The 26,210-nt window shown below is 52.0% G+C and carries 17 protein-coding genes; 5 read left to right on the top strand and 12 right to left on the bottom strand.

What is annotated here, in order from left to right; translation table 11 throughout:
- Positions 1 to 117 precede the first annotated feature (117 nt).
- Positions 118 to 1,377 carry a diaminopimelate decarboxylase gene (gene lysA, locus ACKWCC_RS08665; RefSeq protein ID WP_413995520.1) on the top strand — a complete coding sequence of 420 codons (1,260 nt, stop codon included), beginning with the start codon at positions 118 to 120 and terminating at the stop codon, positions 1,375 to 1,377.
- A gap of 109 nt (positions 1,378 to 1,486) precedes the next feature.
- On the top strand, positions 1,487 to 1,969 hold the full coding sequence (locus ACKWCC_RS08660; protein ID WP_413995555.1) for a thioredoxin family protein: 483 nt from the start codon (positions 1,487 to 1,489) through the stop codon (positions 1,967 to 1,969).
- Between the two features lie 185 nt (positions 1,970 to 2,154).
- Here ACKWCC_RS08660 and ACKWCC_RS08655 read toward each other — a convergent pair whose 3' ends face one another.
- From ACKWCC_RS08655 to ACKWCC_RS08600, 12 genes are all read right to left on the bottom strand, one after another.
- Entirely contained in the window at positions 2,155 to 5,799 is a 3,645-nt protein-coding gene (locus ACKWCC_RS08655; protein ID WP_413995519.1) for an ABC transporter permease/M1 family aminopeptidase, read from the bottom strand.
- Between the two features lie 29 nt (positions 5,800 to 5,828).
- Positions 5,829 to 6,716 carry an ABC transporter ATP-binding protein gene (locus tag ACKWCC_RS08650; protein WP_413995518.1) on the bottom strand — a complete coding sequence of 296 codons (888 nt, stop codon included), beginning with the start codon at positions 6,714 to 6,716 and terminating at the stop codon, positions 5,829 to 5,831.
- Between the two features lie 280 nt (positions 6,717 to 6,996).
- Complete coding sequence (locus tag ACKWCC_RS08645; protein ID WP_413995517.1) at positions 6,997 to 7,659, bottom strand: class I SAM-dependent methyltransferase; 663 nt, start codon at positions 7,657 to 7,659, stop codon at positions 6,997 to 6,999.
- 111 nt (positions 7,660 to 7,770) lie between these two features.
- Positions 7,771 to 9,243, bottom strand: coding sequence for an IMP dehydrogenase (gene guaB / locus ACKWCC_RS08640; RefSeq protein WP_413995516.1), 1,473 nt, complete (start codon positions 9,241 to 9,243; stop codon positions 7,771 to 7,773).
- Between the two features lie 68 nt (positions 9,244 to 9,311).
- Positions 9,312 to 11,783: a TonB-dependent receptor domain-containing protein gene (locus ACKWCC_RS08635; protein ID WP_413995515.1), complete on the bottom strand. Its 2,472-nt coding sequence runs from the start codon at positions 11,781 to 11,783 to the stop codon at positions 9,312 to 9,314.
- A complete protein-coding gene (locus tag ACKWCC_RS08630; RefSeq protein WP_413995514.1) occupies positions 11,764 to 13,131 on the bottom strand; it encodes an HTTM domain-containing protein in 1,368 nt (455 codons plus the stop codon). The genes ACKWCC_RS08635 and ACKWCC_RS08630 overlap by 20 nt, the downstream gene beginning before the upstream one ends.
- A gap of 3 nt (positions 13,132 to 13,134) precedes the next feature.
- A complete protein-coding gene (locus ACKWCC_RS08625) occupies positions 13,135 to 14,259 on the bottom strand; it encodes an imelysin family protein (RefSeq protein WP_413995513.1) in 1,125 nt (374 codons plus the stop codon).
- A 173-nt stretch (positions 14,260 to 14,432) separates the two neighbouring features.
- Positions 14,433 to 15,725 carry a DUF4856 domain-containing protein gene (locus tag ACKWCC_RS08620; protein WP_413995512.1) on the bottom strand — a complete coding sequence of 431 codons (1,293 nt, stop codon included), beginning with the start codon at positions 15,723 to 15,725 and terminating at the stop codon, positions 14,433 to 14,435.
- A 164-nt stretch (positions 15,726 to 15,889) separates the two neighbouring features.
- A complete protein-coding gene (locus ACKWCC_RS08615) occupies positions 15,890 to 17,191 on the bottom strand; it encodes a PepSY-associated TM helix domain-containing protein (protein ID WP_413995511.1) in 1,302 nt (433 codons plus the stop codon).
- Positions 17,192 to 17,195: 4 nt separating this feature from the next.
- Positions 17,196 to 19,649: a TonB-dependent siderophore receptor gene (locus tag ACKWCC_RS08610; protein WP_413995510.1), complete on the bottom strand. Its 2,454-nt coding sequence runs from the start codon at positions 19,647 to 19,649 to the stop codon at positions 17,196 to 17,198.
- 287 nt (positions 19,650 to 19,936) lie between these two features.
- Positions 19,937 to 20,815, bottom strand: coding sequence for an IPT/TIG domain-containing protein (locus ACKWCC_RS08605; protein ID WP_413995509.1), 879 nt, complete (start codon positions 20,813 to 20,815; stop codon positions 19,937 to 19,939).
- A 16-nt stretch (positions 20,816 to 20,831) separates the two neighbouring features.
- The gene (locus tag ACKWCC_RS08600) at positions 20,832 to 22,934 is read right to left on the bottom strand and encodes a TonB-dependent receptor plug domain-containing protein (protein ID WP_413995508.1); all 2,103 of its coding nucleotides are present in this window, start codon (positions 22,932 to 22,934) and stop codon (positions 20,832 to 20,834) included.
- Between the two features lie 103 nt (positions 22,935 to 23,037).
- Between ACKWCC_RS08600 and ACKWCC_RS08595 the strand changes: the two genes are divergently transcribed.
- The 3 genes from ACKWCC_RS08595 to ACKWCC_RS08585 all read left to right on the top strand — a co-directional run bounded on the left by ACKWCC_RS08595 (position 23,038) and on the right by ACKWCC_RS08585 (position 26,097).
- Positions 23,038 to 23,973, top strand: a complete 936-nt coding sequence (locus ACKWCC_RS08595; protein ID WP_413995507.1) for a DUF6607 family protein — start codon at positions 23,038 to 23,040, stop codon at positions 23,971 to 23,973.
- A gap of 22 nt (positions 23,974 to 23,995) precedes the next feature.
- Complete coding sequence (locus ACKWCC_RS08590) at positions 23,996 to 25,492, top strand: ankyrin repeat domain-containing protein (RefSeq protein ID WP_413995506.1); 1,497 nt, start codon at positions 23,996 to 23,998, stop codon at positions 25,490 to 25,492.
- A 122-nt stretch (positions 25,493 to 25,614) separates the two neighbouring features.
- Positions 25,615 to 26,097, top strand: coding sequence for a DUF2271 domain-containing protein (locus tag ACKWCC_RS08585; RefSeq protein ID WP_413995505.1), 483 nt, complete (start codon positions 25,615 to 25,617; stop codon positions 26,095 to 26,097).
- Positions 26,098 to 26,210: the final 113 nt, after the last annotated feature.

Raw genomic sequence — 26,210 nt, 5'->3', positions numbered from 1 at the left:
GTACGGGAAAATGAAACAACCTTTGTTGAGCAAACAAAATGTTTTATTTGTAACTTTTTGTTTCATTATTTGTTTTGTGCCGCTTTTTCTTGCCCATGCCAGCCGTGAAAGTTAATTTTGTTTGAAAATCACGTTTTTATGAAATCGTCCGACCTCTTGCAAATAGCGGCCACCTATGGGGATCCCGTTTATGTTTATGATTCCGCGAAAATAAGCGCGCAGTACAAACGCCTCACCAAGGCCTTTGGTTCGGTAAAGCAATTGAAGTTGAACTATGCGGCCAAGGCCTTGTCCAACCTAAGCATATTGCGGCTCATGAACAGTTTGGGCAGTGGTTTGGACACGGTGTCCATCCAGGAGGTGCAATTGGGACTTATGGCCGGTTTTGACCCGGAGTCCATCATCTTTACCCCCAACGGGGTGTCCTTAGAGGAAATAGAGGAGGCGGCGGCCTTGGGCGTGCGCATCAACATAGACAACCTGTCCATATTGGAACAGTTTGGCAGCAAGCATCCGGACACGCCGGTGTGCATACGGATCAATCCGCATGTGATGGCGGGCGGAAACTCCAACATATCGGTGGGGCACATTGACTCCAAATTTGGCATCAGCATCCACCAGATCCCCCACCTTTTGCGCATCGTGGAACTCACTCAAATGAACATCAACGGTATTCACATGCACACCGGAAGCGATATTTTGGACATAGATGTCTTTCTATATGCTTCGGAAATCCTCTTTGAGACCGCAAAGAACTTCCCCCATCTGGAATTCATTGATTTTGGCAGTGGCTTTAAAGTGCCCTACAAAGAAGGGGACATAGAGACCAATGTGGAGGAACTGGGCAAAAAACTGGGCAGCCGGTTCAACGCATTCTGTGCGGAGTACGGCAGGGACCTTACCCTGGCCTTTGAGCCGGGAAAATTCTTGGTGAGCGAGGCCGGGTTCTTCCTGGCGCGCGTTAACGTGGTAAAGCAGACCACCTCCACGGTGTTTGCCAGCGTAGATTCCGGGTTTAACCACCTTATACGCCCCATGCTCTACGGTTCCAACCACGAGATCGTGAACATCTCCAACCCCAAGGGCCGCGAACGCTACTATTCCGTGGTGGGCTACATTTGCGAAACGGACACCTTTGCGAGTAACAGGCGCATCTCCGAAATCACGGAAGGAGACATCCTGTGCTTTAAGAACGCAGGGGCCTACTGCTTTACCATGGCCAGCAACTACAATTCCAGGTTTAGGCCGGCCGAGGTGCTGTGGCATGAGGGCAAGGCCGTTTTAATACGGGAAAGGGAGACTTTTGAAGATCTCATAAAGCACCAAGTGGACGTGCCGGAGCTCTTTGGGCAGGCCGAAACCGCCACCGTAAAATAAACGCACAAAAAAATCGTTAGCTTTGGAACAGACTTTGTACCCCCTTTAGGAAAGACATCTTATGAACACACATCCCAATTACCTCAAGACCCTTTGCGCCGCCGTGACCATGCTGTTCATGGTTGCAGTCTTGCCCGCGCAAGAGGTGCAGTGGCTTTCCTTTGAAGAGGCCGTGGCACTGGCAGATACGGAAGAGAATCCCAAAAAGGTCTTTATTGATGTCTATACCGATTGGTGCGGATGGTGCAAGAAGATGGACAAGGACACCTTTCAAAACGCCGAGGTGGCCCAATACATGCAGGAAAAGTTTTATATGGTGAAGTTGGATGGCGAAGGCAAGGAACCCATTGAATTCAAAGGACAGACCTTTAAATTTGTCCCCTCTGGAAGAAAGGGCTATCACGAACTGGCCGCTGCACTGATGCAGAACAGGCTCAGCTACCCCACCACCATCTTTCTGGACGAGGAGATGAACATGCTGTCCCCGGTACCGGGATATCAAAAACCAGAACCCTTCCTGAACATTGCCCGCTATTTTGGCGATGACATTTACAAGGAAAAGGATTGGAAGACCTATTCAGGGGCAAAATGATATCATATCATTTCCCGCTTTAAAGTGACCCAATACCATAGGTTCCTTTCACGCCCTGCTTCAAACAAAATAAATCGTCCGCAGCTGGGCGATACCAGGTTTTCCATTACAAAGGACACAAAGAGACACCCATAAAAAAAGCCCCATAAGATTGGGGCTTTTTTATGGGTGCTTGCAACCTGGCACTAATTATCCTCTGCCTCTACCGTGATCAGGTTATCGTCTGGAATGCGGTCCATCATTTTATTGTAAGGGTCAATACCGGCTTTTACGGGCATCCTGTCCACCGTGAACGTGTGGGTGCTTGCCCCCGGGGAAACCCATATTCTTTCAAGGGCCAAAGGGCGTTTTACGGTAAGCCCCTTGGCATTGGTGGTATCGCTTTCAAACACGCCAATTTCCAAAAGATTGGGCCGCTCGGGCGTGGCGAGTGTTTTGCCCAGGCCGTCATAATGGGTCTTGGCACTTTCTATATCCACCTCAACGGTAAAGGTCCCGTCCGTGTTTTCTTTGTACCTGGCCGCTTCCGCTTTGTTGGAATACAGGGTGATTTTCTCAAAACTGTCCTCTAAATAGTACCTTAAGCTATCCGGTGTGGCCATTTGCATGTACTTGTACCATTCATTGGTGGTGGTAAAGGGTGGGTTTGGCCTAAATTTTGCCGCTTCCATATAGGCCTTGAACTGTTGGTTAAGCGCCTCCTCTCCCACCAGGTCTTGGAGCGCATAGAGCACGAGCCCCCCTTTTCGGTACCACACATAGGCCTGTGTGTCATTGTCCAACAAGGTTTTCTCAAACTTGCTTTCATTGGCACGCCCCCTAAGGTAACGATCTAGTTCTTCCTTTAGAAAGCGCTGCATGGCATCCACTCCATACTCCTTTTTCATCACCATTAAGGAAGCGTATTCGGCCATGGTCTCGGATATCTGGTTGGCACCCCTGGTGGCCGATGGTGTTATCTGATGCCCCCACCACTGGTGGGCCACCTCGTGCGAGGTCACGGTAAACACATAATCCAGGTCATTGGGGTCACTAAAGTCGCCCACCCAACCAAAGCTCTCTGCAAAAGGCACCGTATTGGGAAAGGATTGGGCAAAGGTGGAGTATCTGGGAAATTCCAGAATTCGGATCTGCCGGTATTGGTAGGGTCCAAAATTTTTGGTGAAATAATCCATGGATCTTTTAACCCCGTTCACAAAACGATCCAGGTTATAGGTATGTGTGGGGTGGTGAAAAATCTCTATGTTCACCGGTGTGCCTTCCCCGGATGTCCAAACCTCCCTGTGCACCGCATATTGGGCAGAGGAAATGTTGTAGAAAAAATCCATTTCGCCCTCCATCTCATAGGTGTAGTATTTGCGCCCGTTCTCTTCCCACTCCTTGGTAAGGTACCCGGGCAGCACGGCAATCTGGTCCGGTGTGGTGCTCACCGTTCCTTGGAAGGTGATGTAATCCGCATCATCGTTAAAGAGCAGATTGGAGGTGCCCCAGGCATCGGTCTGTTCGGGGAGTTGGTAATCCTTCACCGGCAAATCGTATTTTTTCCGATCTTGATCACTGCTCAGCTCTCCCTGGGCGCTGTAGCCAAAGGATGGGAAGAAGCCATCGTTCATGAACGTACCGTTTTGCACCAGTGACGATCCGGAGCCCTCGTTGGGAAATCCGTCATAAAAGGCCGATACATCCAGCGTCATCACCAAGGTGTCCCCTGGCTGCAACGGTGGTTCAAAAGCATATATCTGATAGCCATATTCCTTGTATTCCTTTTCCAGGCGTGGCGCTTTTCCGGCAATGGTAAAATCATTCAGCTCCTTTTTCAACAGACCTTCCGGCCCCCAATTTAAATGCAGGGCGGGAATGGCCTCACCGGTCTTGTTGGTCAAGGTAAAGACGGAGTTTAACTTGGCTTTGCGTTCTTCTGGGAAGAGGTCTGCCGTCAATATGATATCCACCACTTTTGGTTGGGCGATCCTGTCATATTGATTCAACTCCTTCTCATAATTGGCCCTGCCAATGGTAGCCGTTTCCCGCGTCCGGTAGTTGTTGATGGTCTTGGTGTTGTAATTAATGTAGATGCCGGCCCCCAGAAAGGCCAGAAAGAAGGCGCCCAACAGCAACCCGGTCCTTAGGTTCATGCGGCTCTTGGCCAACTGGAGGCGTGCTTTTGCCCCCGTGTCCGTGCCGCGCTTCCAGAACAGGTAACCGATCAAGGTGAGCACTGCACCAAAAGCCAGCCAGTACCCCTTGAACCAGAGCAGGGCGGTTGTAAAGTGGCCAAATCCATTCATATCGGAAATGGTATAACCCGGAGCGTAACTGTACAGATACAGGTTATTGTCCACCTCGGCCAGGGTGTTTATGCCAAACAACAGCACCCAAATGGCTATGGCCACCACGTGGCCCAGAAATTTTTTGGTGACCACCGAATGCACAAAAAAGGCCAGCATGACAAAACTGATGTACTTGGGGAATTCAAATAGGTACAGGTCCGTAAAGTACATGCCAAATTCAAAATTGAAATAGCCCTTGAGCACCTGATTCAGCATCCCGCTCACCAACACCATGTTCACCAAAACAAAACTGATCATGACCAGGGCCAGAAATTTGGCCCCGTACACCACCCTATTGGGAATGGGCAGTGATCCAAAGATCTGGTCGTACTTTACCCCACATTCCCTGTGCAGCACTTCTCCCGTCATAAAGACAATGAGCACAAAGACCAGGATAATGTAGGTAAAATCCTTTACCTCCAGCATGTAATAGGTTAAGGGCAGGGAAGGGGTACCATAGATGGGGGCGCCGAACCAGCCATCAAAGAACAGGAAGGCCACGGCCGCGATCAGAATGGCCTTAAAAAAGTTATCTGAAAAGATGTTCTTAAACTCCATCACCGCCAACCTAAGGAGCAATTTGAGATTGGGCACGGCGCCAAAGACCTTGGTAACGCTGGGAATGGGCGTCAGTGCGGCACCGGCCTTCACCTTGTCCTGAACGGTTTTCTTCTTTTTGCCCTTAAAGTTCTTGGTCAAAAAAGATTGAAAGTTAAACCGGAAAAAAGTGAACAGGAACAAGAGGATCGCCATTCCCGTCCAGAGCAACCGATTCCACAACAGATTGCCCTCCAAGGGCACCAATTGGGTGTTTTGTTCCTCAGGGGTCCAATACTCCACGATATTGTTCAGGCCCGTGAGTCCAAAAGGATCCAGCAGGCTGGTCAATGTCTTGTTCTCAATGTCCTGGGTCAGGGTGAGGGTCACCAAATAGGCAATGAACAAGATGGCTCCCCCGGCATACGCCAGCATGACCCTTTTGGTAAGGCTCACCAGGGCAAAGAAAATGGTGCCCGCAAAAAAGAGGTTTACCCAGTACAGGGCCAAGGTGGGCTGCACATAGTACCAAAGATCGAAAAAAGTATAACGATCCGGCTCCGCATAGCCCGCGAACGGCCCTATGAAAGATCCTATGATGAGCCCCAACTGCAGGCCCAGGCTCACCAAGAACAGTATGGTCAAGGAGCCCAGGTACCTTCCCAGGAGATATCCTTTTTCCGAGATGGGGAAGGAGAAAAAATAGTTGTCCGTTTTATGCTCAATATCCCGGTACACCGGAACGCCCATAATGGCGCTGGCGATCATGATGGAGAAAATACTGATCGTGGCCAAGACATTGGCAATGGCCGCGGGACCGTTCACAAACACCTTTTCCGAAGAAGGACCATTGTCACCAATGGCCACAAAAAGGCCAAACAAGAAGAGGATGCCAAAATATGCCCAGGTGGCCGGACGCTTTATACGGTATTTTATTTCAAACAAAAAGATTTCCTTGAACATCTGGTCGGTTTTTAGTTGGGGCGAAGTGCCTAGGTTGTAATGGTTGCCATACGGGCGGTGATCTCCGCAAAATACACGTCTTCCAAATTGGCGGTGCTTGCGGCAAAGGTATTATCCGGTTGATCGTCGCTCAGCACATGTATCACCGTCTTGCCCGCCTTTAGATGCGTGGAAATGACGGTCATTTCCTCTTGATAAGCCTCCAACTCCGCCTTTTCTATCGCCTTTTTCCAGATGCGGTTCCTTACCTTCTCCGTCAATGCCGCCGGATGGCCCTTGGCCACCACCTCGCCCAAACAGATAATGGCCATGTTGTTGCACAGGTTGGAAATGTCCTCCACGATATGGGTGGACAGGATAACAATGGTGTTCTCTCCAATTTCACTGAGCAAGTTGTGAAAACGTACCCGCTCCGTGGGATCCAGGCCGGCCGTGGGCTCATCCACAATGATCAATTTGGGCTCGCCGATAAGGGCCTGTGCTATGCCAAAGCGCTGTTTCATGCCCCCGGAGTAGGTGCCAAGGCTCTTGTTCCTAACGTGCCACAGGTTGGTCTTGTTCAACAGGGAGGCCACCAGGTCTTTCCGCTCCCCCTTGCCGGTAACGCCCTTGAGGGAGGCAATGTGATCCAACATGGCATAGGAACTCACCTTGGGATAGACCCCAAATTCCTGGGGCAGGTAGCCCAATAGTTGCCGTACTTTCTCCTTCTCGTTGAGCACATCGATATCTCCCAAGGTCACCGTACCGGTGTCTGCCTGTTGCAGGGTGGCCAAAGTGCGCATCAAGGAGGACTTGCCGGCACCGTTGGGGCCCAAAAGGCCAAACATGCCGCTGGGAATGGTAAGATCAATGCCCTTTAGGGCATGGACACCATTGGAATAGGTCTTGCTGAGATTTTCAATTTTTAGTTCCATATTTTTTGGTTGGATATCTGGTTAACACAGGGTAAGGTAAGGCATTAATCACAAAATCTTCGCCACGGGCCTTGGAAAAATACCGTGACCCGTAAAAGAAACTATGGGTGATGGATGCCAAAACATCTGGAAAACCAACAATTCTTGTGACGGTATTTTTGACCCTATCTTCAGTCGTATTTGGCAATGGCCATAAAACCGAGCTCATTTACCAGCGCTTGTTCGCATTCCAACAACATGCCCAGGGGCCCAGGCACAAGTAGTGGCCGTTCTGGCCAGGTCAGGCCCTGGATCCGCTGTCCTTTAGGGTGGCCACAGTCGCAAATTGAAGGTAGCACATGTCCATTGCCGTGAAAAGAAAAGGAATATTGTACAGGTAGGGCTTCAAGGACCTGGTCTTGTTAATGCCGCTATGGCTTATGATCTGGAAGCCCAGATCGGTGTACATCTTGGCAATACTGCTCTGGGTAAAAAAACGTAGGTGGGTCTTGTCAAAGATGCCGTGGCGCTCATATTCAAACTTCTTTTGAAGCACAATTTTCTTAAATGCACTATGGTAGCGAATATTTGGAATGGAGCTGATGATCACCCCGTTCGGGGCCAACTTTGATTTTAACCCATCCAAAAAAGAATAGGGATCCTCCAAGTGCTCCAGCACATCGTTGCAATAGATGACCTCGAAATACCCAGCTGGCAATTCCTTTAAAAAAGAGGTGCACGATCCAATAAAGACCTTGTCCAACACTTCTTCGGCCCTTTTCCCCGGACCCTCCATCAGTTCAATGCCCCAGACCTCGGCCCCGTGGCTTTCCTTGATCTGCCGGGCAAAAGTGCCTTCACCACAGCCCACGTCCAATAGGGTGTTGCAGGTTTTGGGCATCAGGGCCAACATTTCTGGCCTTTCGTGCTTAAAATAATCACTGTCTTTTTGGTCGTAGTCCATCAAGGGGTTAAAAAAACCGATTGAAAAATCATGGCACCACAAGGATGCGGGTGCCCGAATATACCAAAAAAAAGTAGCTCACGGCAATGGCCCGTGCTTGGAACCTGCCCTTTACCTGCTGTAATTGGGGCTTTCCTTGGTTATGGTGACATCATGAGGGTGGCTTTCATTGATGCCGCTGGCGGTGATCTTCACAAATCTGCCCGTCTCCTTGAGCGTGGCAATGTCCTTGGCGCCACAATAGCCCATACCGGCCCTGAGCCCCCCAATGAACTGGTGGATGCTCTCGTACAGATCGCCCTTGTAGGGCACACGGCCCACAATGCCCTCGGGCACCAACTTCTTTATATCGTCTTCCACATCTTGGAAATAACGGTCCTTTGATCCGTGCTTCATCGCTTCCACAGAGCCCATGCCCCGGTAGGTCTTGAATTTTCGCCCTTCGTAGATGATGGTCTCCCCGGGAGATTCCTTTGTGCCCGCCAGGAGCGATCCCAACATCACGGTATCGGCCCCGGCGGCAATGGCCTTGGGGATGTCTCCGGTGTAGCGGATGCCCCCATCGGCAATGACGGGCACCCCGGAACCCTTGATGGCCGCGGCCACTTCCAATACGGCAGAAAACTGTGGGAACCCAACGCCGGCCACCACACGGGTGGTGCAAATGGATCCGGGCCCAATGCCCACCTTAACGGCATCTGCACCGGCATTTACCAAATACTTTGCGGCTTCGGCGGTGGCAATATTGCCCACGATCACATCCAGATCCGGGAATTTTCGCTTTACTTCTTGCAGCACGGCCACCACACCCTTGGTATGTCCGTGGGCGGTGTCAATGACCACGGCATCCACTCCGGCGCTGACCAGTGCGGCGGCACGGTCCACGGCATCACCGGTAACGCCAAGGGCCGCCGCCACCCGCAACCTGCCGTACTGGTCCTTGTTGGCAATGGGCTTTTGGGTGAGCTTGGTGATGTCCCGAAAGGTGATGAGGCCCACCAATACATTGTTCGCATCCACCACGGGAAGCTTCTCGATCTTGTTCTCCTGAAGAATGTCCTCTGCCTGTTCCAGGGAGGTCCCCTCGCCCACGGTGACCAAGTTCTCCGAGGTCATGACCTCGGAAATGGGCCGTTCGTTGTTTTTTTCGAACCTGAGGTCCCTGTTGGTCACAATGCCCAACAGCTTGCCCGCCCCGTCCACAATGGGGATGCCCCCAATGCTGTACTCCTTCATGTTGGCCTTGGCATCTTTCACCAGGGAATCCAGGGGCAGGGTCACGGGATCCATGATCATGCCGCTCTCGGCACGTTTCACCTTGCGCACCTTCAAGGCCTGCTGCTCAATGGTCATGTTCTTGTGCAGTACGCCTATACCGCCTTCCTGGGCAATGGCAATGGCCATTCTGCTCTCTGTCACGGTATCCATGGCCGCCGAGACAATGGGCACGTTAATGGTAATGTTGCGTGTAAATTTAGAGGTGATGTTCACCTCCCTGGGGAGGACCTCGGAATAGGCGGGCACCAAGAGAACATCATCATAGGTAAGGCCTTCGCCGAGAATTTTATTGAGGTGGGCTTGCATGGCAATTAAGGATTAATTGCGTGCAAAAGTAAGCATTATTATTGGTTTTCTTGCACCCGTGGCCACACTCAGAGCTTGAGCTGCAAGGTGGTGTAAAAGGTCCTGGGCTGGGCGGGTATGATGCCCGGGCCCGGATAGCCCGTGGCCCTGCGCGTAAAGTAGCTGTTGTCCATAAGGTTGTTTATGCCCGCCTCCAGCTTCCACTTTTCATAGGTATAGGAAAAGGACAGGTCCAAAATATCGTAGGCCGGGATGGCGCCCTCTATGCCCCGCTGGTTGTCCCGTACGTCCTGTGGTGCATTGGTGGCGTCCGTGAACTGGGTAGAGAGGTAGGTGTACTGCAAACTGCCCAAAAGGTTGCCATAGCCAAAGTTGAGGCCGGTGCGCAAATTGAGCTCGGGAATGAACTCCACTTGGTTGCCCTCCACATTGTTCTCTTCGGAAGATAGGTACTCCGATCGGGTCAGGGCGAGGTTCACAAAATGGTTCATCTTCAGTTTTTCAAGTGCTGGGAAAAAAGTCTCCTTGAGGCTCCAATTTCCAAAACTTTCCAATCCGTACATAAAAGCGGTGCCTATATTGCCCCGGAACCGCACAGTGCGGCCCGTCTCCACGAGCTCGCCGGCGGCGTTCACCCTGGTTTCGCTCTTGAGCACCTCGCCCAAACGATTATCGTACAAGAGCCCAAAAATACTGGCATCATAGGAAAAAACATCCTTGAAACGGCCCCTGGCACCGATATCTGCCGTAAAGCCATCTTCATCGGAGATGTTCTCGTCTATTTGAAAGGAAGGATTTACCACGCGAATGTCACTAAAGGTCACCGAACGGTAGTTCTGGGAAAAATTGCCATAGAGTTCCACACTGGGCGCCAATTTATAGGAGGCCCCGAGCCCTAGGAGCAAGAAGGTGCGGTCAAAGGTACGGTTGTCCTGGACCTCTTGGTTTAGCAAGGGGTTTCCGGCCAGGTCCAACACCACGTTGCGGAAGCTCCCCAGACTTTCCGTCTTTATGTGCTCCAATCTAAATCCGGGCGTAAGGGTCAGTTTTGGTGTGATGTTGAAGATGTTCTCCCCAAAAAAGGCCAGGTTGAAGTTGGGAAAGTCAAACTGCGACTGCCGCTCGTAATTGGGAAACTGGGCGTCGGCAAAATTGAAATTGGCATTGCCCGCCGCGGTACCGGGTCCCTGCCTTTGGTCGTTGTTGGTCTGGTAGATCTTGGCGCCCAACAACAGGGCCGACTCCGATTTCCCCAAACCATAGCGGGTGAGCAGGCGCGTCTCTGCCCCCCAATTCTGAAAATTGTCCACCAAGAGTTCCCGTGGTTCAGCGACATCATCCGGTTGGGACACACGGTTGGTCCTGAAGCCCAGGGCACTTCGGGAGGCATCCAATCCAAAAATGTTGAGACTAAAATCTGTCTTGGAAGAAAAGCTATGGTCCAAACGGAGGGAATAGAGTTTCCAGTCCACATCGAACCAATTCCGGTCCCTATTGCTAAAGGTGGGGTCTTCCAGAAACTGGGCGTCCGTGAGTCCGCCGGGCTGTTTGGCCAGATAATTGAGAAAGGTGGTCTCCAAGGTGAGCTTGGTGTTCTCGGCCAGCTGATACCCCAAATGGGCAAAATAATTGCGACTGTTGAAATTGGAATTGGGCCTAAACCCGTTTCCGTCCTTGTAGTTGAAGTAGGTGTAGTAGCTAAACTTGCCCACGGTACCACTAAGGCTGTTAAAGCTGGTACGGAGATCAAAAGACCCCAAGGTCTGCCTGGTGGTCCATTCCAATTTCTTGTTGGCCACCGGCCGTTTGAACTTAAAGTTCACCAGCCCACCAAACTGGGTGCCATATTGCAGCGAGGCCGCCCCCCGGACCACTTGGATCTCTTCAAGGGCCTCGGCCGGCGGGGTGTAATAGCTCTCCGGGTAGCCCAGTACATCGGCGCTGATGTCATAGCCGTTCTGCCGGGTATTGAAATTGGCGGTACGGTTGGGGTCCAGCCCCCTGCCCCCAATGTTTAGCTGTAGGCCGGCATCGCCATTGTCATAAATATTGAGGCCCACCACCTGGGCGTAGATCTGCCGGGGGTTGTTCGCCGCCAGATTCCCGGTAATGCCCTCCAAGAGCACCACCTCGGTCTTTTTGCCGGCATAAATGGCGGTTCCCTCCACTTTCTTCAGCTGTTTCAGGGCAAAGACGGCTTCCCGTTTCTGGGAGAGCACCACCTCGGAAAGCTCCTGGGCCCGCAGGGCCTCCAAGGTCAAGGTCACGGTAAAGGCATCGTTGAACAAGAGCTGTTTCTCCAGCACTTCGTAGCCATAGGAAAAGGCCACCACGGTGTATTTGCCCCCAGGGAGGTTGTTAAAGGTGAACTGCCCGTTCTCATCGGTGGTCTCCAAGCGCTGTACTTCCCTTAAATAGACCTCTGCAAAGGGTATGGGGCCGCCCTGGGCGTCCTGTACGGTGCCGGTTATGGTAACTTGCCCCCACAAGGGGAGGGCCATGGCCCACAAGGCCCAAAACTTAAATGCCTTTGATCTCATCGTTGAAGGGTATGATCCAATCTTTATGTTCAAATGACTCTTTTTCCCGGGCCAAATCCACGTCCGGGTCTATGAAGGTGGTGCTGAGCCTTCCGTTGAGGCTCACCTGGCAGTCCACGTACACTGCTACCTCCTTGTGGCCGTCCTTTTCAAAATGCTCCTTGAGGTAGTGGGCATATTCCAGGATGAAATCTGGCTGAAACGCCATTTGTTTTTCTTGGAAGGGGGTCAGGAAATCGGCATTGTCCACATAGAACCACTTTCCCGTTTGTCCGTTCACCACCTTGAACTGGGCGTAGCCCGATTTCTCCATCAACATGACCCGCCAGGAAAAGCGATAGCCCTGTTCGGTCCAAAAAAGCTCCCCGGGGTAGAGCAGGTACCTAAAGGGAAAGAGCAGCTGCACCGCAAAGAACCCCATCAAGAAAGTGTGCTTGAGCCGGGTGCCGTGGGATTTTTTGACCATCAAGGTCTTACCGTTGTCAAAGGAGGCCTTGGACCAGTGAAACACCCCGGCCAGACCACGAAGGATGTTATGGTGCAGCCCAGCATCAAAAAAGATGAGGGTGGAGACGATCATGATGTAGGGAAACATACCAATGGGAAAGAGGACCCGGGTGAGCAAGTGAAACACCACCACGAGCACAAAGGCCGGCCCACGGGTCTTTTTGTAAAGGAGCAAAAAGGGTATGGCCAGGTCGTAGAGGGCACCGGACCAGCTAAAGGCGTAGGCCACCCATTCCTGGGACAACCAATGGCCCAGCAACGGCATGCCGAACTTACTGGGCAACCAGATCTTTAGGGGCATGGCCTCCACGAGCCAGTCCGAGTTCAGCTTGGCCAAACCGGCATAAAAATAGACAATGCCCAACAATACCTTTATACTGTTTATGGTCCAGGCCGGTACGTATTGGTGGGCCATTTTTGGGTTGCGGTGCGCGTCCAGGGAAAAGTAGGCGTTGGCGGGCAAAAAAACCATCAGCAGAGACAGGACACTAATAAAATAATAGTGGTTCAGGTAGGTGGTCTTGTCCATGAGCTCTATGTAGGTGAAACTTAGGAAAAAAACCAGGATGGCCCATTTATAGCGGTAGCCCAGGGCCACGAAAATGGCGGCCAGGCCACAAAGGGCAAAAAGGAGATAGGTATAGGGCCCCAAGGGCTTCACCCATTCGAACCCGAAATAAGAAAAGGAAAATTTGGGCTGCAGGTACAACTTATCGATCCAGCCGTAGCTCCAAAAGCGCACGATGCCCAAGAGCATCATCACACCAAATAAAATGCGAAATACCGCCAAAGGGGCGGCCTCCACAGGAGCGTTCACATATCTTCTTACAAAGGTGTTCATGCGCTAATCGCCATCGGCATCCACAAAATCAATACTGATGCTCATGGCCGAGACCATGTCCACCTTTAAGAGGGGCACGGCCTTCTGCACCTCGTCATAGGCCAACAGCATGTTGGTGGGGGTGGCATTGTCCTGGATCTCTTGCTTGAACGGGGCCAGACCTGTAACCGAGCTGCGTGCGGCATTGAACTGTTCGTTGATGATGGCCGCCAGGTCCTCGCCATCCTTTACCGTGTTCAGGGCGTCCAGGTAAGAGGCCAGACTCTCCCCCTGACCGCTGGAGCCCGTGTGCCGACCATTGAAGAAATCCTGAACGGCATCCAGACCTTCCAAGAACAGGGCGTTGGAAAGTTCCTCGTCATAATAGGCCTCCACGTGGCTGGGCAGGGCAGTGCCGGAAAACACTCCCAGCGGAATGCCCATCTTACCGGCCCTCAGAAATTTCTCGTAATAAAAAATATAGTCGTTCACGAAACGGTCCACGGAAGCCGTGGCCGAGGCCCCGTCATTGGCCACAAAAGTATCGCGATAATTGTCTTTCCACTCATTGAGGACATTGGTGGTGAGCATGGTCATGTCCTCCAGGACGGCAGCGGTGTAGGCCAGGGTGGCCTCACGGTCCTCGCCGGTGTACTTGCCCAAGATGGCGGCATCGTCCTCTGCCAAACCATTGATCAACCAGTCCAGGGCCGGAAAGCCCTTGGCATCGCGGTTGGAGGAAAGGGAGAGATCATAGTTCCCCGAGGCGATGTGGCCGGCTATCTTTTCACTGTCCGTGGGATAGATGTTGACATTGAGGCGCAGCCCAACGGATTCCGCAGGGCCAATTTCGAACATGGAGACCCGTTGCCAACTGGTGTAGGCGGCTGCCCAAGCGGACCTCAGGGCCACAAGATTGTCTGCATTGGCATTGGCCTCGAAGGTTTCAAAAGCCCCGTTGAGATCGGCCAATTGGGCCAAAAAAGCCTCGTAGGAGGGAATGATGATATTGTCCGCCCAATTGGTCAGGAGCGGGGCCCGATCAAAGGTGGCCTCCCCGGGGGCATTGTCCGGTCCATTTTCACTATCTGTGCTACAGGCCCAGAGCAGGCCAAGGAACAGCAGGGCTACAAAACTCTTTTTAAGCATGGGAAAAACGGTATTTTGAGGTCCAAGGGTGCCGGGCGATGGCTGTTACGTCCGGATACCCTTCGGCCATTTTTATTTTAATCAATTCCAAATAAACGCAAAAGTAAAAAAGCAGTCTGTCCCGACCTAAGAACAGGCTGCCTTTTTTTGTTAATCTTTTCTGCTCTTGGCGGCTACTCCGCGGCCTCCGCCAAAGTGAACTCAAAGCGTTCGGCTATGGTCTCGGAAATGGCATCCAGGGTAGCGGTGGTCACATCCCAGAGTCCGTTCTCCCCATCGCCCAAAAGGTCGGCCAGCAGCCCGTCCACCTCTGTTTTGGTAAAGTAGGGGGCATCGGTTCCCGGTTTGCGGGTAAACTGTAGGCTGTAGATGAACCCGTAGCCTTCCGAAAGGTCATGGAAGGCGGTACCATAAGCAGGATTTTCTTGGGTCAGGGAGGGCTTTGCCTGTTGCAGGTAGTACACCGCCCTGATGCCTATGATCTCCGATATCTTTTGCCTTATGATGTCCGCTTGGGCATCGCGCAGCTCGTAATCCTTGGCCACGATGGCGGCACGGCCCAGTTTAAAGGCATCAAAAATTTCCTGGGCAATTCCGGCAAAATCGTCATCGCCCTCTACCCTACCAATGTATTTGTTCAGGAACTCATCCGCGCCCAGATCGGCGTTGGGATCGGCCGCATTGGCATTGAGTCCGTAAACATAGCCGTAGGCCTCGTCCCATTTGTGCTCCATGGTGGTATAGGCCTTGTCGGTGGCCACCACATTCCCATCGTTGTTGGCGCGGTTGTCTGCCTCATCCAAAACGGCGGGGCTCAAATAATTGTTCAGGGTCTGATCCGCGACCAAGGCCCCGATCAGTCCTTTGATCACCATTTGATTGTATTCCAATCCCTGTGCATTGACGTAGCGGGTGGAAGAACCATCTGGCAATTGGCCCGCAACCCCGGCGGAGGCCGCCGTGTTCCAATTGGGGTACACCTCGGTGACCTGGGTCTGGATCCAGGTCTCAAAATCTGCCCTGATCAGTGCTTGATCGGTGGCATTGGCCGAGAAAAAATCCCTGGACGCTGCGGTTTTGCTCTTGATGTTCTTTCCGGAAGCGTTGAGGTCGGCATCGGAGAAATTGTCCGCCCCTTCCTCATGGGCAAACATGGCCAGAATTTCGGCTGCGCTTTTGTCGGTATCCTTTAGGGCGCTGCCCAGTTCTCCGCCCATGGCCAAGCGGGTGGTCTGTCCTGAAAAGCTCACGGTGTTCTCACCGTCACGCTCAAAAACATAGGTGTCCGGAGCTTCCACCCCCACTTCACAGGGCGTGCAGATACCGCCGCAATCCACACCGGTCTCATCCCCGTTTTGGACATTGTCAAAACAGGTGGCCGCTTCGACATCGTTGTTATCCTCATCATCACAGGCCACAAAGGTGAGCGCCAAGGCTACGGAAAGCGGTAAAAGGTACTTTTTCATTTTTAGAGTCATTTTAATTGTATGGAATAGGTTAAGCGGCCAAAATTAGACCGAAAAAAGGGAACCTCAAAATTATTTTTAATAAATCTAAATAAGGTTTGATTGTTTTTCGGAGGGGTAGGCCAATCCCTGTGATGCATTGCCGAAAACCCGTAAAAGATCGTTTAATTTTTTTTCAACGCCTTTTGAACACTTTTTTCCATCTGATGCACAAAAAGGTAGTGGCAGCCAAAAACAAACAGAAGCCATCCCGCGGTAATGGTGGCGAAGGCGGTGAGGGAGATGCTGTACCTATTGAACAGGAAGTAATACATAAAACCCAACATAAGGGCCAAGAAGCCCCAATTGACGTACCGCCACCCGCCCATGATGGGCTTGTTGTCCTTTTTTCTTTTAATGGCCTTTCGTTTTGCCGTGATCCATATTCCAGTAAGTACAAGCCCGGAAATTCCCAGGCCAAAGAAAAACCAAATGATTTTGGTGGGCAGGCCGCCAAAATTGCCAAAGTGCAGCGGATCGGCAATGTCATTGAGGTAGCGCACCATGCCTATATCCTTGGCATTTTGGCTGGACACCACCTGGTAGGTGGTTGGGTCTATGTACACCCTATTGGCACGTTGCCGCACCAAGGGCACATCACTTTTGCCCGTTAAGTAGATAAGTCCGGCCTCCCCTCTTTTGGGTGAAATATCGCCTACCACCAAGCCGGGAATTTCCCGCTTGGCCAAGGCCACGGCACGATCATAATCAATTTTAGCGGCATCATCCGTGGCTTGGACACCTTCTTTCAAAGACGCCACCACCGGTACAGGAGGGTTGCCCAAATCGCCCACCCCGGCCACATTGGCCCGCTCCATAAAATACCAGATACCGGTAATGGAGAACAGCAGCGTAAAGGGAACGGACCAAACGCCCACCAATCGGTGCAGGCTCCTAAAGAACACCAAGGGGCCGTTGCCCATTTTCAGTTCAAACAGCTTTCGCCACCATTGTTTATAAAACACAAGGGCGGTAATGAGCGAAATGAGCAATAAAAAACCAAAAATGAGCACGGTAAAATGCCCTATTTGAAAGGGTACAAAAAGGAAGTAGTGCAAGTCCCTGAAAAAACGCTGAAAGGTGAGCTGTGCCTTACCTTGAATGGCGCCGGTATAGGGGTTGGCGAATACGTAGGTACGTTGCCCGCCCTCTTCCTTGTAAATGATGTCGCAGAGGTAGGGCTCGTCCGTGCGCAACCAAAAAGTGACCTCGCCGGTGGGATGCGCCTTCCTGAAATTATCCATGATGAGGTTACGGGAAGCCAGTTCCGGTTGGGGCACGGCCCTTATGGCCGGGATGAACAACCAATCCATCTCATGGCTCAGGGTGGCCAGGGTACCGGAAAAGCATACTATAAAAAATAGTATGCTCAACCGGATGCCGATCCACCCATGAATCTTGAAAAAGATCTTTTTATTGACCTTCATCCCATTAGAAAGTATAGGATACGGTGGTCATGATATTTCTTGGAGCCCCTGGAAAAGCACGGATAAAATCATACCCCCCAACCCAGTGTGTCTTGTTGAACACATTGTTGAAATTGAGCTGTATCTGCACCTTGTTCAAATTATAGTACAAGGCGGCATCGAAAAGACCGTAGGCGGGAAATTCGGTGGGGTTGGCGTTACTGGCCACGATGGAGCCGAACCGCTCGGCCACATAATTGTAGCCCAGGCCAAAGCCCAGCCCTTTATAGCGTCCTTCACTCAAAATGTACTTGGTCCAGACATTGGCCATATGCCTCGGGGCGTTGGGCTTTTGCCTTCCGATCTCCGCTGGGTCATCGCTTTCCGTGAACGTTGCATCATTAAAGGCATAACCGGCCACCAGGCTCCAATTTTGGGTGATGCTCCCAGAGATATCCAATTCAAAGCCCTTGGCCTCCTCTTCGCCGATCTGCACCAGACGATCCGGGTTGGTGGCATCGTCCGCGTTGTAAAGCTCTCCATTTTGGGTAAGCAGGTAAAAAGCCAGGGAGGCGTTGAGCCTGCCATTGAACCAATCGGATTTGGCTCCCACTTCAAACAATTCGCTCACCAAGGGGTCAAACGGACCCCCAGCATCGGGGTTGATGATATCCGCTGCGCTTTGGGGCTGATAGCCCTGTACCCAAGTTCCGTAGAGGTTCACGTTCTCGTTAAGGGTATAGACCAGGCCCACCCGGGGCAAGAAGGCCTGTTGTTCCAGGGTTTCCTCCGTTTCGCTGTTGTAGTTGATGAAATCCCTGAAAAATTCTTGGCGCAGCCCCACAAGGAATTTAAAGTTGCCAAACTCTGCCTGGTTCTGTAGATATACCCCATGGGAGCGTTGCAAAAACTGGCCAAAGGTTCGGGTGCGGTACACGTAGTCGCTCATATCCCTTAGGCCATTGGCGGTGGGAGACGTTAGGTTGAAATGCCCCACATTGGTGGCCGGGTTGCCGTTGGCGTCCAAGACATAGTCGTCTATATTGTCCGGGTTGAAGACATTGGTGGCACCACCGTTCTGCAACAGATAACTGCGCGCTTCCAATTGGGAGCCCCCAGGCTGTAACTCCTGTTGAAAATAATCATGGCCCACCAACAGTTTGTTGCTCACATCTCCCAAATCAAAATCAAAATTGAAATAATTATTGAAGCTGTTATTGTCCCAAGCCCTTTTGCGGATGAACACCCGCATGGCCACGCTCTCCTCATCGATACCGCCATCCCCGAGAGCGGCAAAACGGTTGGAAGTTCGGTGCTCCAAGAGGTCTTCGTCATAGGAAGAGCGCATGTACACACTATTAAAGGTGATGTTGTCGGTAAAGTTATGCTGAAGGCTCACGGTGGCGGTCAAATTGATCTCGTCCAAGAAATCGTTTGCCGCGCTGAGCGATTTGGTAATGGGAGTGGAATTTAAATCGCCGTTGCCAAACACCGCCTGACCCCGATCCAGCCGCCCTTGTGAGTCCTGGTATACAATATCAAAATTAAGGCGGGTATCTTCGGTGGGCAAAAAGGAAAAGGATGGTGCCAGCACCAGATTACGACCAAATTGCAGGTCCCTAAAACCATCCGTGTTCTCGTAGCCTATGTTCAGGCGGTACAACAAGGTGTTGTCCTTGGTCATGGGCCCCGTAAAATCGGCCAGTGTCCGGAAAGTATTGAAACTGCCCACGGATGCGGTGATGGACTGCCGCTCTTCCCGCAAGGGCTTTTTGGTGACCCTATTGATCGTGCCCCCGGGGGATGCATTGCCAAACAGGGCCGAGGCGGGACCCTTTATCACCTCCACCCGCTCAATATGGGGTATTAATTGCGGACTCCAAAAACTGGTAAAAGCGCGCATGCCGTTTACCAGATTACCGGAGTTTCGCTGGCCCGCCACCCGAAATCCGCGAATGGAAATATCATTGTAAAAACTGAACTGGTTTACCCCGCTCACGTTCTTTACCACATCGTTCAAGGTAAAGGCGGCTTGGTCCAGTGCCAGCTCCTTGGTCACAAAATTGATGGTGGTGGGCACCTCCTTGACGGGAGCGGCCGACTTGGTGGCCGAGTAGGACACGGTGTTTTTATAGCCGGTCTCCCTTCGTCCAATGATTTCAACGGGCTGCAGCTCTTCGGTGGCCTGGTTCAGGGTAAAATCCAGAACAGCGGTTTGTCCTTGGGCCAGGTTCACATATTTGGTCTGTGCAAGAAAGCCGATGTAGGATACGGTAACGGCGTATGACCCCTCTTCCAAAGAAGCCAAAAGGTATTGACCCTGGGCATCGGTCGTGGTTCCTTTTCCCTGGGCCAGCACGATACTGGCACCACGCAGCGGTGCTCCGCCATCGTCCACCACCGTGCCGGTGATGGAAGACTGTGCATAACCGGCCAAACCTAGCCAGAGGAACAGGTTTAAAAAAGAGATTTTTTTCATTTTTAGTGGTTTTTTGCAACTTTAAAAAAAACCGGGCACGTTAAACCGTGCCCGGCCACTCAAACTAACTAACTCAAACAAATCGGAAGCCGAATGGCGGAGTGGGCATACCTGTCATAGGGCCCGCCAAAACACCCCTGATTCGGTTCCTAAACAAAGGTATTCAATTATTTTTAATCAATCTAAATAAGTATAATATTTTTTTTGAATACCAATTCCGGTCGCAACCGAACCGTGGCGATGGGTGGGCCACACACAGCATCGCCAAACTTTTGGGTTGCCCAGACCTACTGTAGCGCCACTTCCCCCTCATTGGGATTGTACACATAATTGAAGGTGTAGAAACGGGAGGGGTCCGCGAATCCGTCCGGGTTGGCCGGTGCATCCTGGTAATAGCTCAAGATCTCCACTTTGGCCACTTTTCCGTCATGGGTGCGGAACACCAGGATCTTGCCGGGTATGGGGGTGACCAAGTTGGTCTGGAAATTGTAGTTGTACCACCCATTGTCGCTCCCCGTGGGGATGGCAAAGGCCGCATCGGCATCCTGGGCAAAGGTGATGCCCTCGGCCGAGGTAAGCTCGTCAAAAATACCATCCACAATCGCGGCGCCTCCCTCGCCGTTACGGGCGGGCTCTTCGGCGGTACCGGTCACGGTGCCCCCGTTCACGGCAATGGTGGTGCCCCTAAAGGCAATGTCCCATTCCGTCTCGCTATCGGTGACCTCCCCGGTCTCAAAGCTAAACTTGGTAAAGGGCCCGCCCACGGGCTGTCCCTGCCCACCGGTCTGTGGTGCGGCAATGTTCTCTGCCCGGGCGCTCACCAGGTCGGAGAGCACGGTAAACTCATTGGTGGTGGTCTTTGCGTTGCCGTCCACGCTCACGCTCACGGCCCCGCTCACCGCCCCCTGGGGCACGGTCACCACAATTTGGGTACTGCTAAGAGAACTGATGCTGGCCGTGGCACCGCCCACGGTAACGGATACCCGCGCTTGATCGGTGGGGAAATCGGTTCCGCTTATGGTAATTTCGGTGCCCACTGTGGCCGATTCCGGTGCCACTGCGGTGACCCTGAAGTTTTGGGATGGGTCTCCCCCATCGTCATCGTCACAGGCCACAAAGGCAAAAAGGGCAAAGAACAAAGCAAACATTTTCAATGTAGTTTTCATAGTGGTAATTTTAATTTTAGAATTGAATGTTTAAACGTGTAAAAAATTGTATTCCGGGGTTTACCCGCACTTGGGTTCCCTGCGCCGCCAAGGGGTTTTCCCCGGTAAAGTCCAACAAATTGTTGGCCCCAAGGCGCACTTCGTATTTTTTGTAGAAGGTCTTGCCCAAGGCCAGGTTCACCAGGGCGTAACCGTCCACAAAGGAATTGTCCCAGGGGTCCAACAACCCATTTCCGTTGCGGTCCGTGAGCCCAAACCGACTGCGGTACACCACCCTGAGGTTGGCATTGGCATCCCACTTGGGCACTTCGTAGAACACTTTGGCATTGAAGGTGTGCCGGGAGCGGTTCTCGAGTCCAAAATAATCGCCCCTGGCCAAACGAATGGTCTCCAAGGTCTGGGGATCGCGCGCAAACTCGGTGCCCGCCTCCACGGCCGCTTCCTTGTCCTTATCAAAGGCATAAAGCAATTGGTAGCCCATGGCAAGGTTCAAATGCTGATTGATGCGGTATTTTACATCCAGCTCGGCGCCCTGGGTATAGACGCGCTCCCGGTTGATGTAGCCAAAAACGTTCTGCCCGTTGGTGCGGGAGGCCAAGATCTGGGTATCTATAAGGTTTCTAAAATCGTTCCTGAAAAAATTGATGTCGGTGGAGAGTTTCCCTTTTTTAAAGCTGGCGCCCAGGTTATAGCCCACGGAACTCTCGGCATCCAGACGCGCCCCGAGGTCGGCCGGGTCCACCACCAGGTTGGCGATCTCGCCATTGTCCAACAAACGCTGTATGCCCGCGGCCTCCACATCTTTTCCAAAGACCGAATAGCCCCCACCGGCCACATTGGTAAAGTCCAGGTAGAGCTGCCTAAAATCGGGTGCCTTGAAGCCGCTGCCCACGGAAGCCTTTACGGCAAAATGATCGCTAAAATTGTACCGGGCAGAGAGCTTGGGGCTCAGTTGCGAATTGTATTCGGAATGATTATCGAACCTGGCCCCCACAATGACGTTCATCTTTTCCATGGGGACAAAATCGTACTGGGCAAACAGGTATTGGGAGTCAAAGGTGACCTGCTCCGCAAAAAGGGAACGGTCCAGGGTCTCCCAATTGTAGCCCAGGCCCAAGGTCATGGTGTTGCGCTCCCCAAAGCGGCGGTTATAGCGTATCTCTGGCCGCAGCAGTTGTTGGTTAAAATCATTGTCCATTAAAATGGCATTGTCAATGGGATCTACGGTCTGCTCGTTGGTCACATAGCGGGTGTAGTAAAGTTCGTACTGCCAATTCACTTTTCCGGAGGCATCGTGGTCCAAGCGCAAATGGGCGTTGGCATCCTGTTCCTCTGCCGTGCTGGGCGCCACGTTGAACTCTTGGGCAAAATAGCGCCCGGAGGCAAAGAGTTTGGCCTTATCGGAAACATCAAAAAACAACCTGCCATTAAGGGTATGGTTCACAAAGGGGTTCACGGTCTGCCCGTTGTCGCCCGTGGCCAGATCAAAGCCGTCCGAGCTCATTCGATCTACAAAAAGGGAGTAGCCAAAGTTTTCTCGACGCTGATTGAGGCTAAAATTGCTGTTTTGGTTGTTAAAGGATGCCGCGCGGTGCCCCACGTGCCCGGTAATGGCCTCAGATGTAGGTTTTTCGGTGATGATGTTGATGACGCCACCCAGGGCTTCGGAGCCAAAAAGACTGCTGGACGGGCCTTTGACCACCTCGATCTGTTTGATGTTACCAATGGCAAATCGGCTCAAATCCAAATTTCCGGAACTGCGCCCCACCACGGGCACCCCATCTATGAGCACCAGTACATAATCTGATGCTATCCCTTGTATCTGCACCCCTTCCCCACCGCCAATGGTGGCATCGGGGGTCATGACAATCCCCGTCTGCTCGCTCAATATCTCATTGAGCCGGGTAACGCCCGTTCTGGCGATCTGCTCTTGGGGAATCAGGGTCACGGGCAGCGGCAGGGAAGACAGTTGGCGTACGGTCCGCGTGGCCGTTACCACCACCTCATCCAAGTCCTGGGTGAGCAGGCTGTCCCTTTTCTCCGCATTACCGGACTGCGACCGGGCAAAGGAAGAAAAAAGGGCCACCAACAGCATAAAAACAGCCTTATTTAGACTCATTAATGATAAATTTTTGGCAAATATATAGTTTATTTTAAACCAGTCTAAATAAATTTCATATTTTTGGAGCCGAAAAAAATGTTTCACCCTTAAGTACATTATGATGAAAAAACTGATTTTATCTTCACTGCTCTGCGCTACCATTGGCGTGCAGGGTGTTGCACAAAAAGACAAAAAGGCCCAGGATGCAGCGGCCATAAAAGACATGTGCGGTTGCTATGAGGTCACCTTCAACTTCGCCGAAACCTTCAACTACAGCAATGATTCGCTCTACAAGCCCTCCAAGACCAAGGTGGACAAAGGCCTGGAGTGGGCCCAATTGGTCACGGACAAGGACGACAAAATTGTCATCCAGCACATCCTTCAGGTGGGCAACCCCGCAAAACCGATGATCGTAAAGCACTGGCGCCAGGACTGGCTGTACCAGAACACGGACCTGTACATGTACAACGGGGACAATGAGTGGACCTACACCAAAAAGAACCCCGAGGAGGTAAGTGGCCAGTGGACGCAAAAAGTCTTTCAGGTGGATGATAGCCCCCGCTATGAGGGCACTGCCTCCTGGGTGCACGTGGACGGCAAGAGCTATTGGGAAAACACCACGCCCGCCCCACTGCCAAGAAGGGAGTACACCACCCGTGGCGACTACAACATTACCCTACGCGGCAACCGACAGGAAATCACCGACAACGGTTGGATCCACGATCAGGACAATGCCAAGATCATAAGAAAGGATGGCGAGGAAGATGTGGTGCTGGCCATGGAAAAAGGCTACAATACCTACGTAAGGGTGCCCGATGCGCGTTGCCAGGCAGCGGCAGATTGGTGGCAGAAAGAAGAAAAGAAATGGGCCACGGTACGCAAGGTCTGGGACACGGTCTTTGAGCGCAACCAAGACTTGGTGCTGGAAGAGAAAGTGGACAATAAAGTGCTCTACAAACATCTGTTTGCGGACGAGGTCCAGAAAAAGAAGGAGATTGCCACCATCATAGCGTCCTTTGTAAAAACGCCGGGAACGGCCTCCACAAGTGGCAATTAAATTACTGCTAAGCCTTCTCAAGATGAAAACAGCCCACTTTTATTTAGGCCTTACTTTGTTATGGCTCACTTTTGGCCCAGCCTTGGCCCAGGAGAACGTTTTCTTGGAACGTTCCTATTGGAAGGACAACCCCAGCTTGGCCCAGGTGGAACGCGACATTGCGGCCGGTAACAATGCCACGGAACTGAACGGCAATATGTTCGATGCCGTGACCTACGCCTTACTGGAAAAAATGGACAATGCCACCATTGAACACCTACTGAACATGGAGGGCAATGCGGTGGACAAGCTGACGCATGACGGCCGCACCTATATCTTTTGGGCCGCCTACACCGGCAATTTGGAGATGATGCAGTATCTGGTAGATCGCGGCGCCAAGGCCAATATGGAAGACAGCCACGGCTATTCGGTGCTTAACTTTGCGGCCGCGGGCGGTCAGACCAATGTGGCCCTGTACAATTTTCTGCTGGAGCACGGTGCAGATATCCAAGGAACCACCAACAACGGGGCCAATGCCCTTTTGTTGGCGGCCCCCTTTATGGAAGATTACGGCCTAGTGCAGTATTTCCAGGAAAAGGGACTGAATCCCACGGCGACGGACAAGGACGGAAACGACCTTTTTCTTTATGCCGCCAAAGGGGGCAAGCAAGATTTCCTGAAGCAGCTCTTGGCCAAGGGACGGGATCCCAAGGTCACCAACAAACACGGGGGCAATGCCATGCTACTGGCCAGCCAAGGTACGCGCAACACCCAGAACGGCCTGGAGACCTACCTGTTTTTGGACAGTTTGGGCGTCCAGGCCAATGTTACTGGGGCACGCGGACGCAACCCCTTGCACGCCATTGCCTACAGGAGCAGGGAACTTCCCATTTTTGAGTTCTTCATTTCCAAAGGCGTGGATGTGAACCAACAGGACAGCGGCGGGGACTCGCCCTTTATGAACGCGGCCAACAGCAATACACTGGAGGTGGTGGCGTTTTTGGCCAAATACGTCAAGGACATCAACCTGCAAGATGAGAACGGACGCGCCGCCCTGGCCATGGCCGTGAACCGCAACACACCGGATGTGGTAGGTTTCCTTTTGGACAACGGGGCCAATGTGCACACAACGGACACCAAGGGCAACACTTTGGCCCATTACCTGCTTAACGCCTATGACGCCCGGAACCCCAAAAACTTTGAGGAGAAACTACGGCTCTTGCAGGAACATGGGCTGGACCTGAGCCTGCCCCAGCAAAAGGGAAACACGCTGTACCATTTGGCCGTGGAAAAAAACAACCTCAGCCTGCTAGAGCGCTTGGCGGCTTTTGAACTGGACATCAACGCCAAGAACAAGGAGGGCAACACCGCCCTCCACCTGGCCGCAATGAAAGCCCAGGACGACCGCATTCTTAAATACCTCATTGCCCAAGGCGCGGACAAGACGGCAAAAACGTCTTTTGAGGAATCGGTCTGGGACCTGGCCCGCGAGAATGAACTGCTCACGCAGCACGGGGTGGCCTTGGAATTTTTAAAGTAAGGTTTGCTTGGATTTTAATGTTGGGGCTGAGATTTGTGATGCTGATGTGATGTGATGTGATGTGATGTGATGTGATGTGATGTGATGTGATGTGATAAAAAAACAAACACAAAATAAAACTAATGATCAAGAAAATTCTTTTTATGGCGATAGGGCTTTTTGCCTTGTCTGGCTTTATGCGCCCTGTGGAAACGGTGAACTACAAATGCATGATTCAGCTCACCAACTATACCGGTGAGGGAGCCTACATTGTGGTCTCCATCCTAAATGCGGAGGGCGATTATGAGGATACGCTCTACGTGCAGGGGGACGACAACGAGTGGTACCGGGACATAGAACAATGGTGGAAAAATGTGTACGGGATAAGAAGACCGGAATTGGACGCCATAACCGGTGCTACGGTGTCCGGAGGGGAACGCAGCATGACGGTATTGAAAATACCCCAAGACAAAATCGATGCCGGGTATCGCATTCGGTTTGAATCGGCCGTGGAGGATCAGGAGTATTATGAAGGCGATGTGGAGTTTGAACTGACCACGGAGAACCTAAATGCCAAAAAAGAAGGACAGGGCTTTATCAGATACGTACGGATGATGGCCCAATAGGCACGGCTGTTGTGGGTAGTTGGTAGTTGGCAGTTGGTAGTTGGTAGTTGGTAGTAAAAAAATAAAACTGGATGCTTGCCCTATTGCTTTACGCTCAATCCCTCAAAACTTAC

It is taken from the genome of Maribacter aquimarinus (genome assembly GCF_047345505.1).
Taxonomy (GTDB): domain Bacteria; phylum Bacteroidota; class Bacteroidia; order Flavobacteriales; family Flavobacteriaceae; genus Maribacter.
The sequence above is the reverse complement of the archived record's forward strand: the minus strand, read 5'-3'. Positions and strand labels throughout refer to the sequence as shown.

Coding starts and splice junctions, on each gene's coding strand:
- ACKWCC_RS08660 (WP_413995555.1), top strand. CDS start 1,487: ATGCTGTTCATGGTTGCAGTCTTGCCCGCGCAAGAGGTGCAGTGGCTT.
- ACKWCC_RS08655 (WP_413995519.1), bottom strand. CDS start 5,799: ATGTTCAAGGAAATCTTTTTGTTTGAAATAAAATACCGTATAAAGCGT.
- ACKWCC_RS08650 (WP_413995518.1), bottom strand. CDS start 6,716: ATGGAACTAAAAATTGAAAATCTCAGCAAGACCTATTCCAATGGTGTC.
- ACKWCC_RS08645 (WP_413995517.1), bottom strand. CDS start 7,659: ATGGACTACGACCAAAAAGACAGTGATTATTTTAAGCACGAAAGGCCA.
- guaB (WP_413995516.1), bottom strand. CDS start 9,243: ATGCAAGCCCACCTCAATAAAATTCTCGGCGAAGGCCTTACCTATGAT.
- ACKWCC_RS08635 (WP_413995515.1), bottom strand. CDS start 11,783: ATGAGATCAAAGGCATTTAAGTTTTGGGCCTTGTGGGCCATGGCCCTC.
- ACKWCC_RS08630 (WP_413995514.1), bottom strand. CDS start 13,131: ATGAACACCTTTGTAAGAAGATATGTGAACGCTCCTGTGGAGGCCGCC.
- ACKWCC_RS08625 (WP_413995513.1), bottom strand. CDS start 14,259: ATGCTTAAAAAGAGTTTTGTAGCCCTGCTGTTCCTTGGCCTGCTCTGG.
- ACKWCC_RS08620 (WP_413995512.1), bottom strand. CDS start 15,725: ATGAAAAAGTACCTTTTACCGCTTTCCGTAGCCTTGGCGCTCACCTTT.
- ACKWCC_RS08615 (WP_413995511.1), bottom strand. CDS start 17,191: ATGAAGGTCAATAAAAAGATCTTTTTCAAGATTCATGGGTGGATCGGC.
- ACKWCC_RS08610 (WP_413995510.1), bottom strand. CDS start 19,649: ATGAAAAAAATCTCTTTTTTAAACCTGTTCCTCTGGCTAGGTTTGGCC.
- ACKWCC_RS08605 (WP_413995509.1), bottom strand. CDS start 20,815: ATGAAAACTACATTGAAAATGTTTGCTTTGTTCTTTGCCCTTTTTGCC.
- ACKWCC_RS08600 (WP_413995508.1), bottom strand. CDS start 22,934: ATGAGTCTAAATAAGGCTGTTTTTATGCTGTTGGTGGCCCTTTTTTCT.
- ACKWCC_RS08595 (WP_413995507.1), top strand. CDS start 23,038: ATGAAAAAACTGATTTTATCTTCACTGCTCTGCGCTACCATTGGCGTG.
- ACKWCC_RS08590 (WP_413995506.1), top strand. CDS start 23,996: ATGAAAACAGCCCACTTTTATTTAGGCCTTACTTTGTTATGGCTCACT.
- ACKWCC_RS08585 (WP_413995505.1), top strand. CDS start 25,615: ATGATCAAGAAAATTCTTTTTATGGCGATAGGGCTTTTTGCCTTGTCT.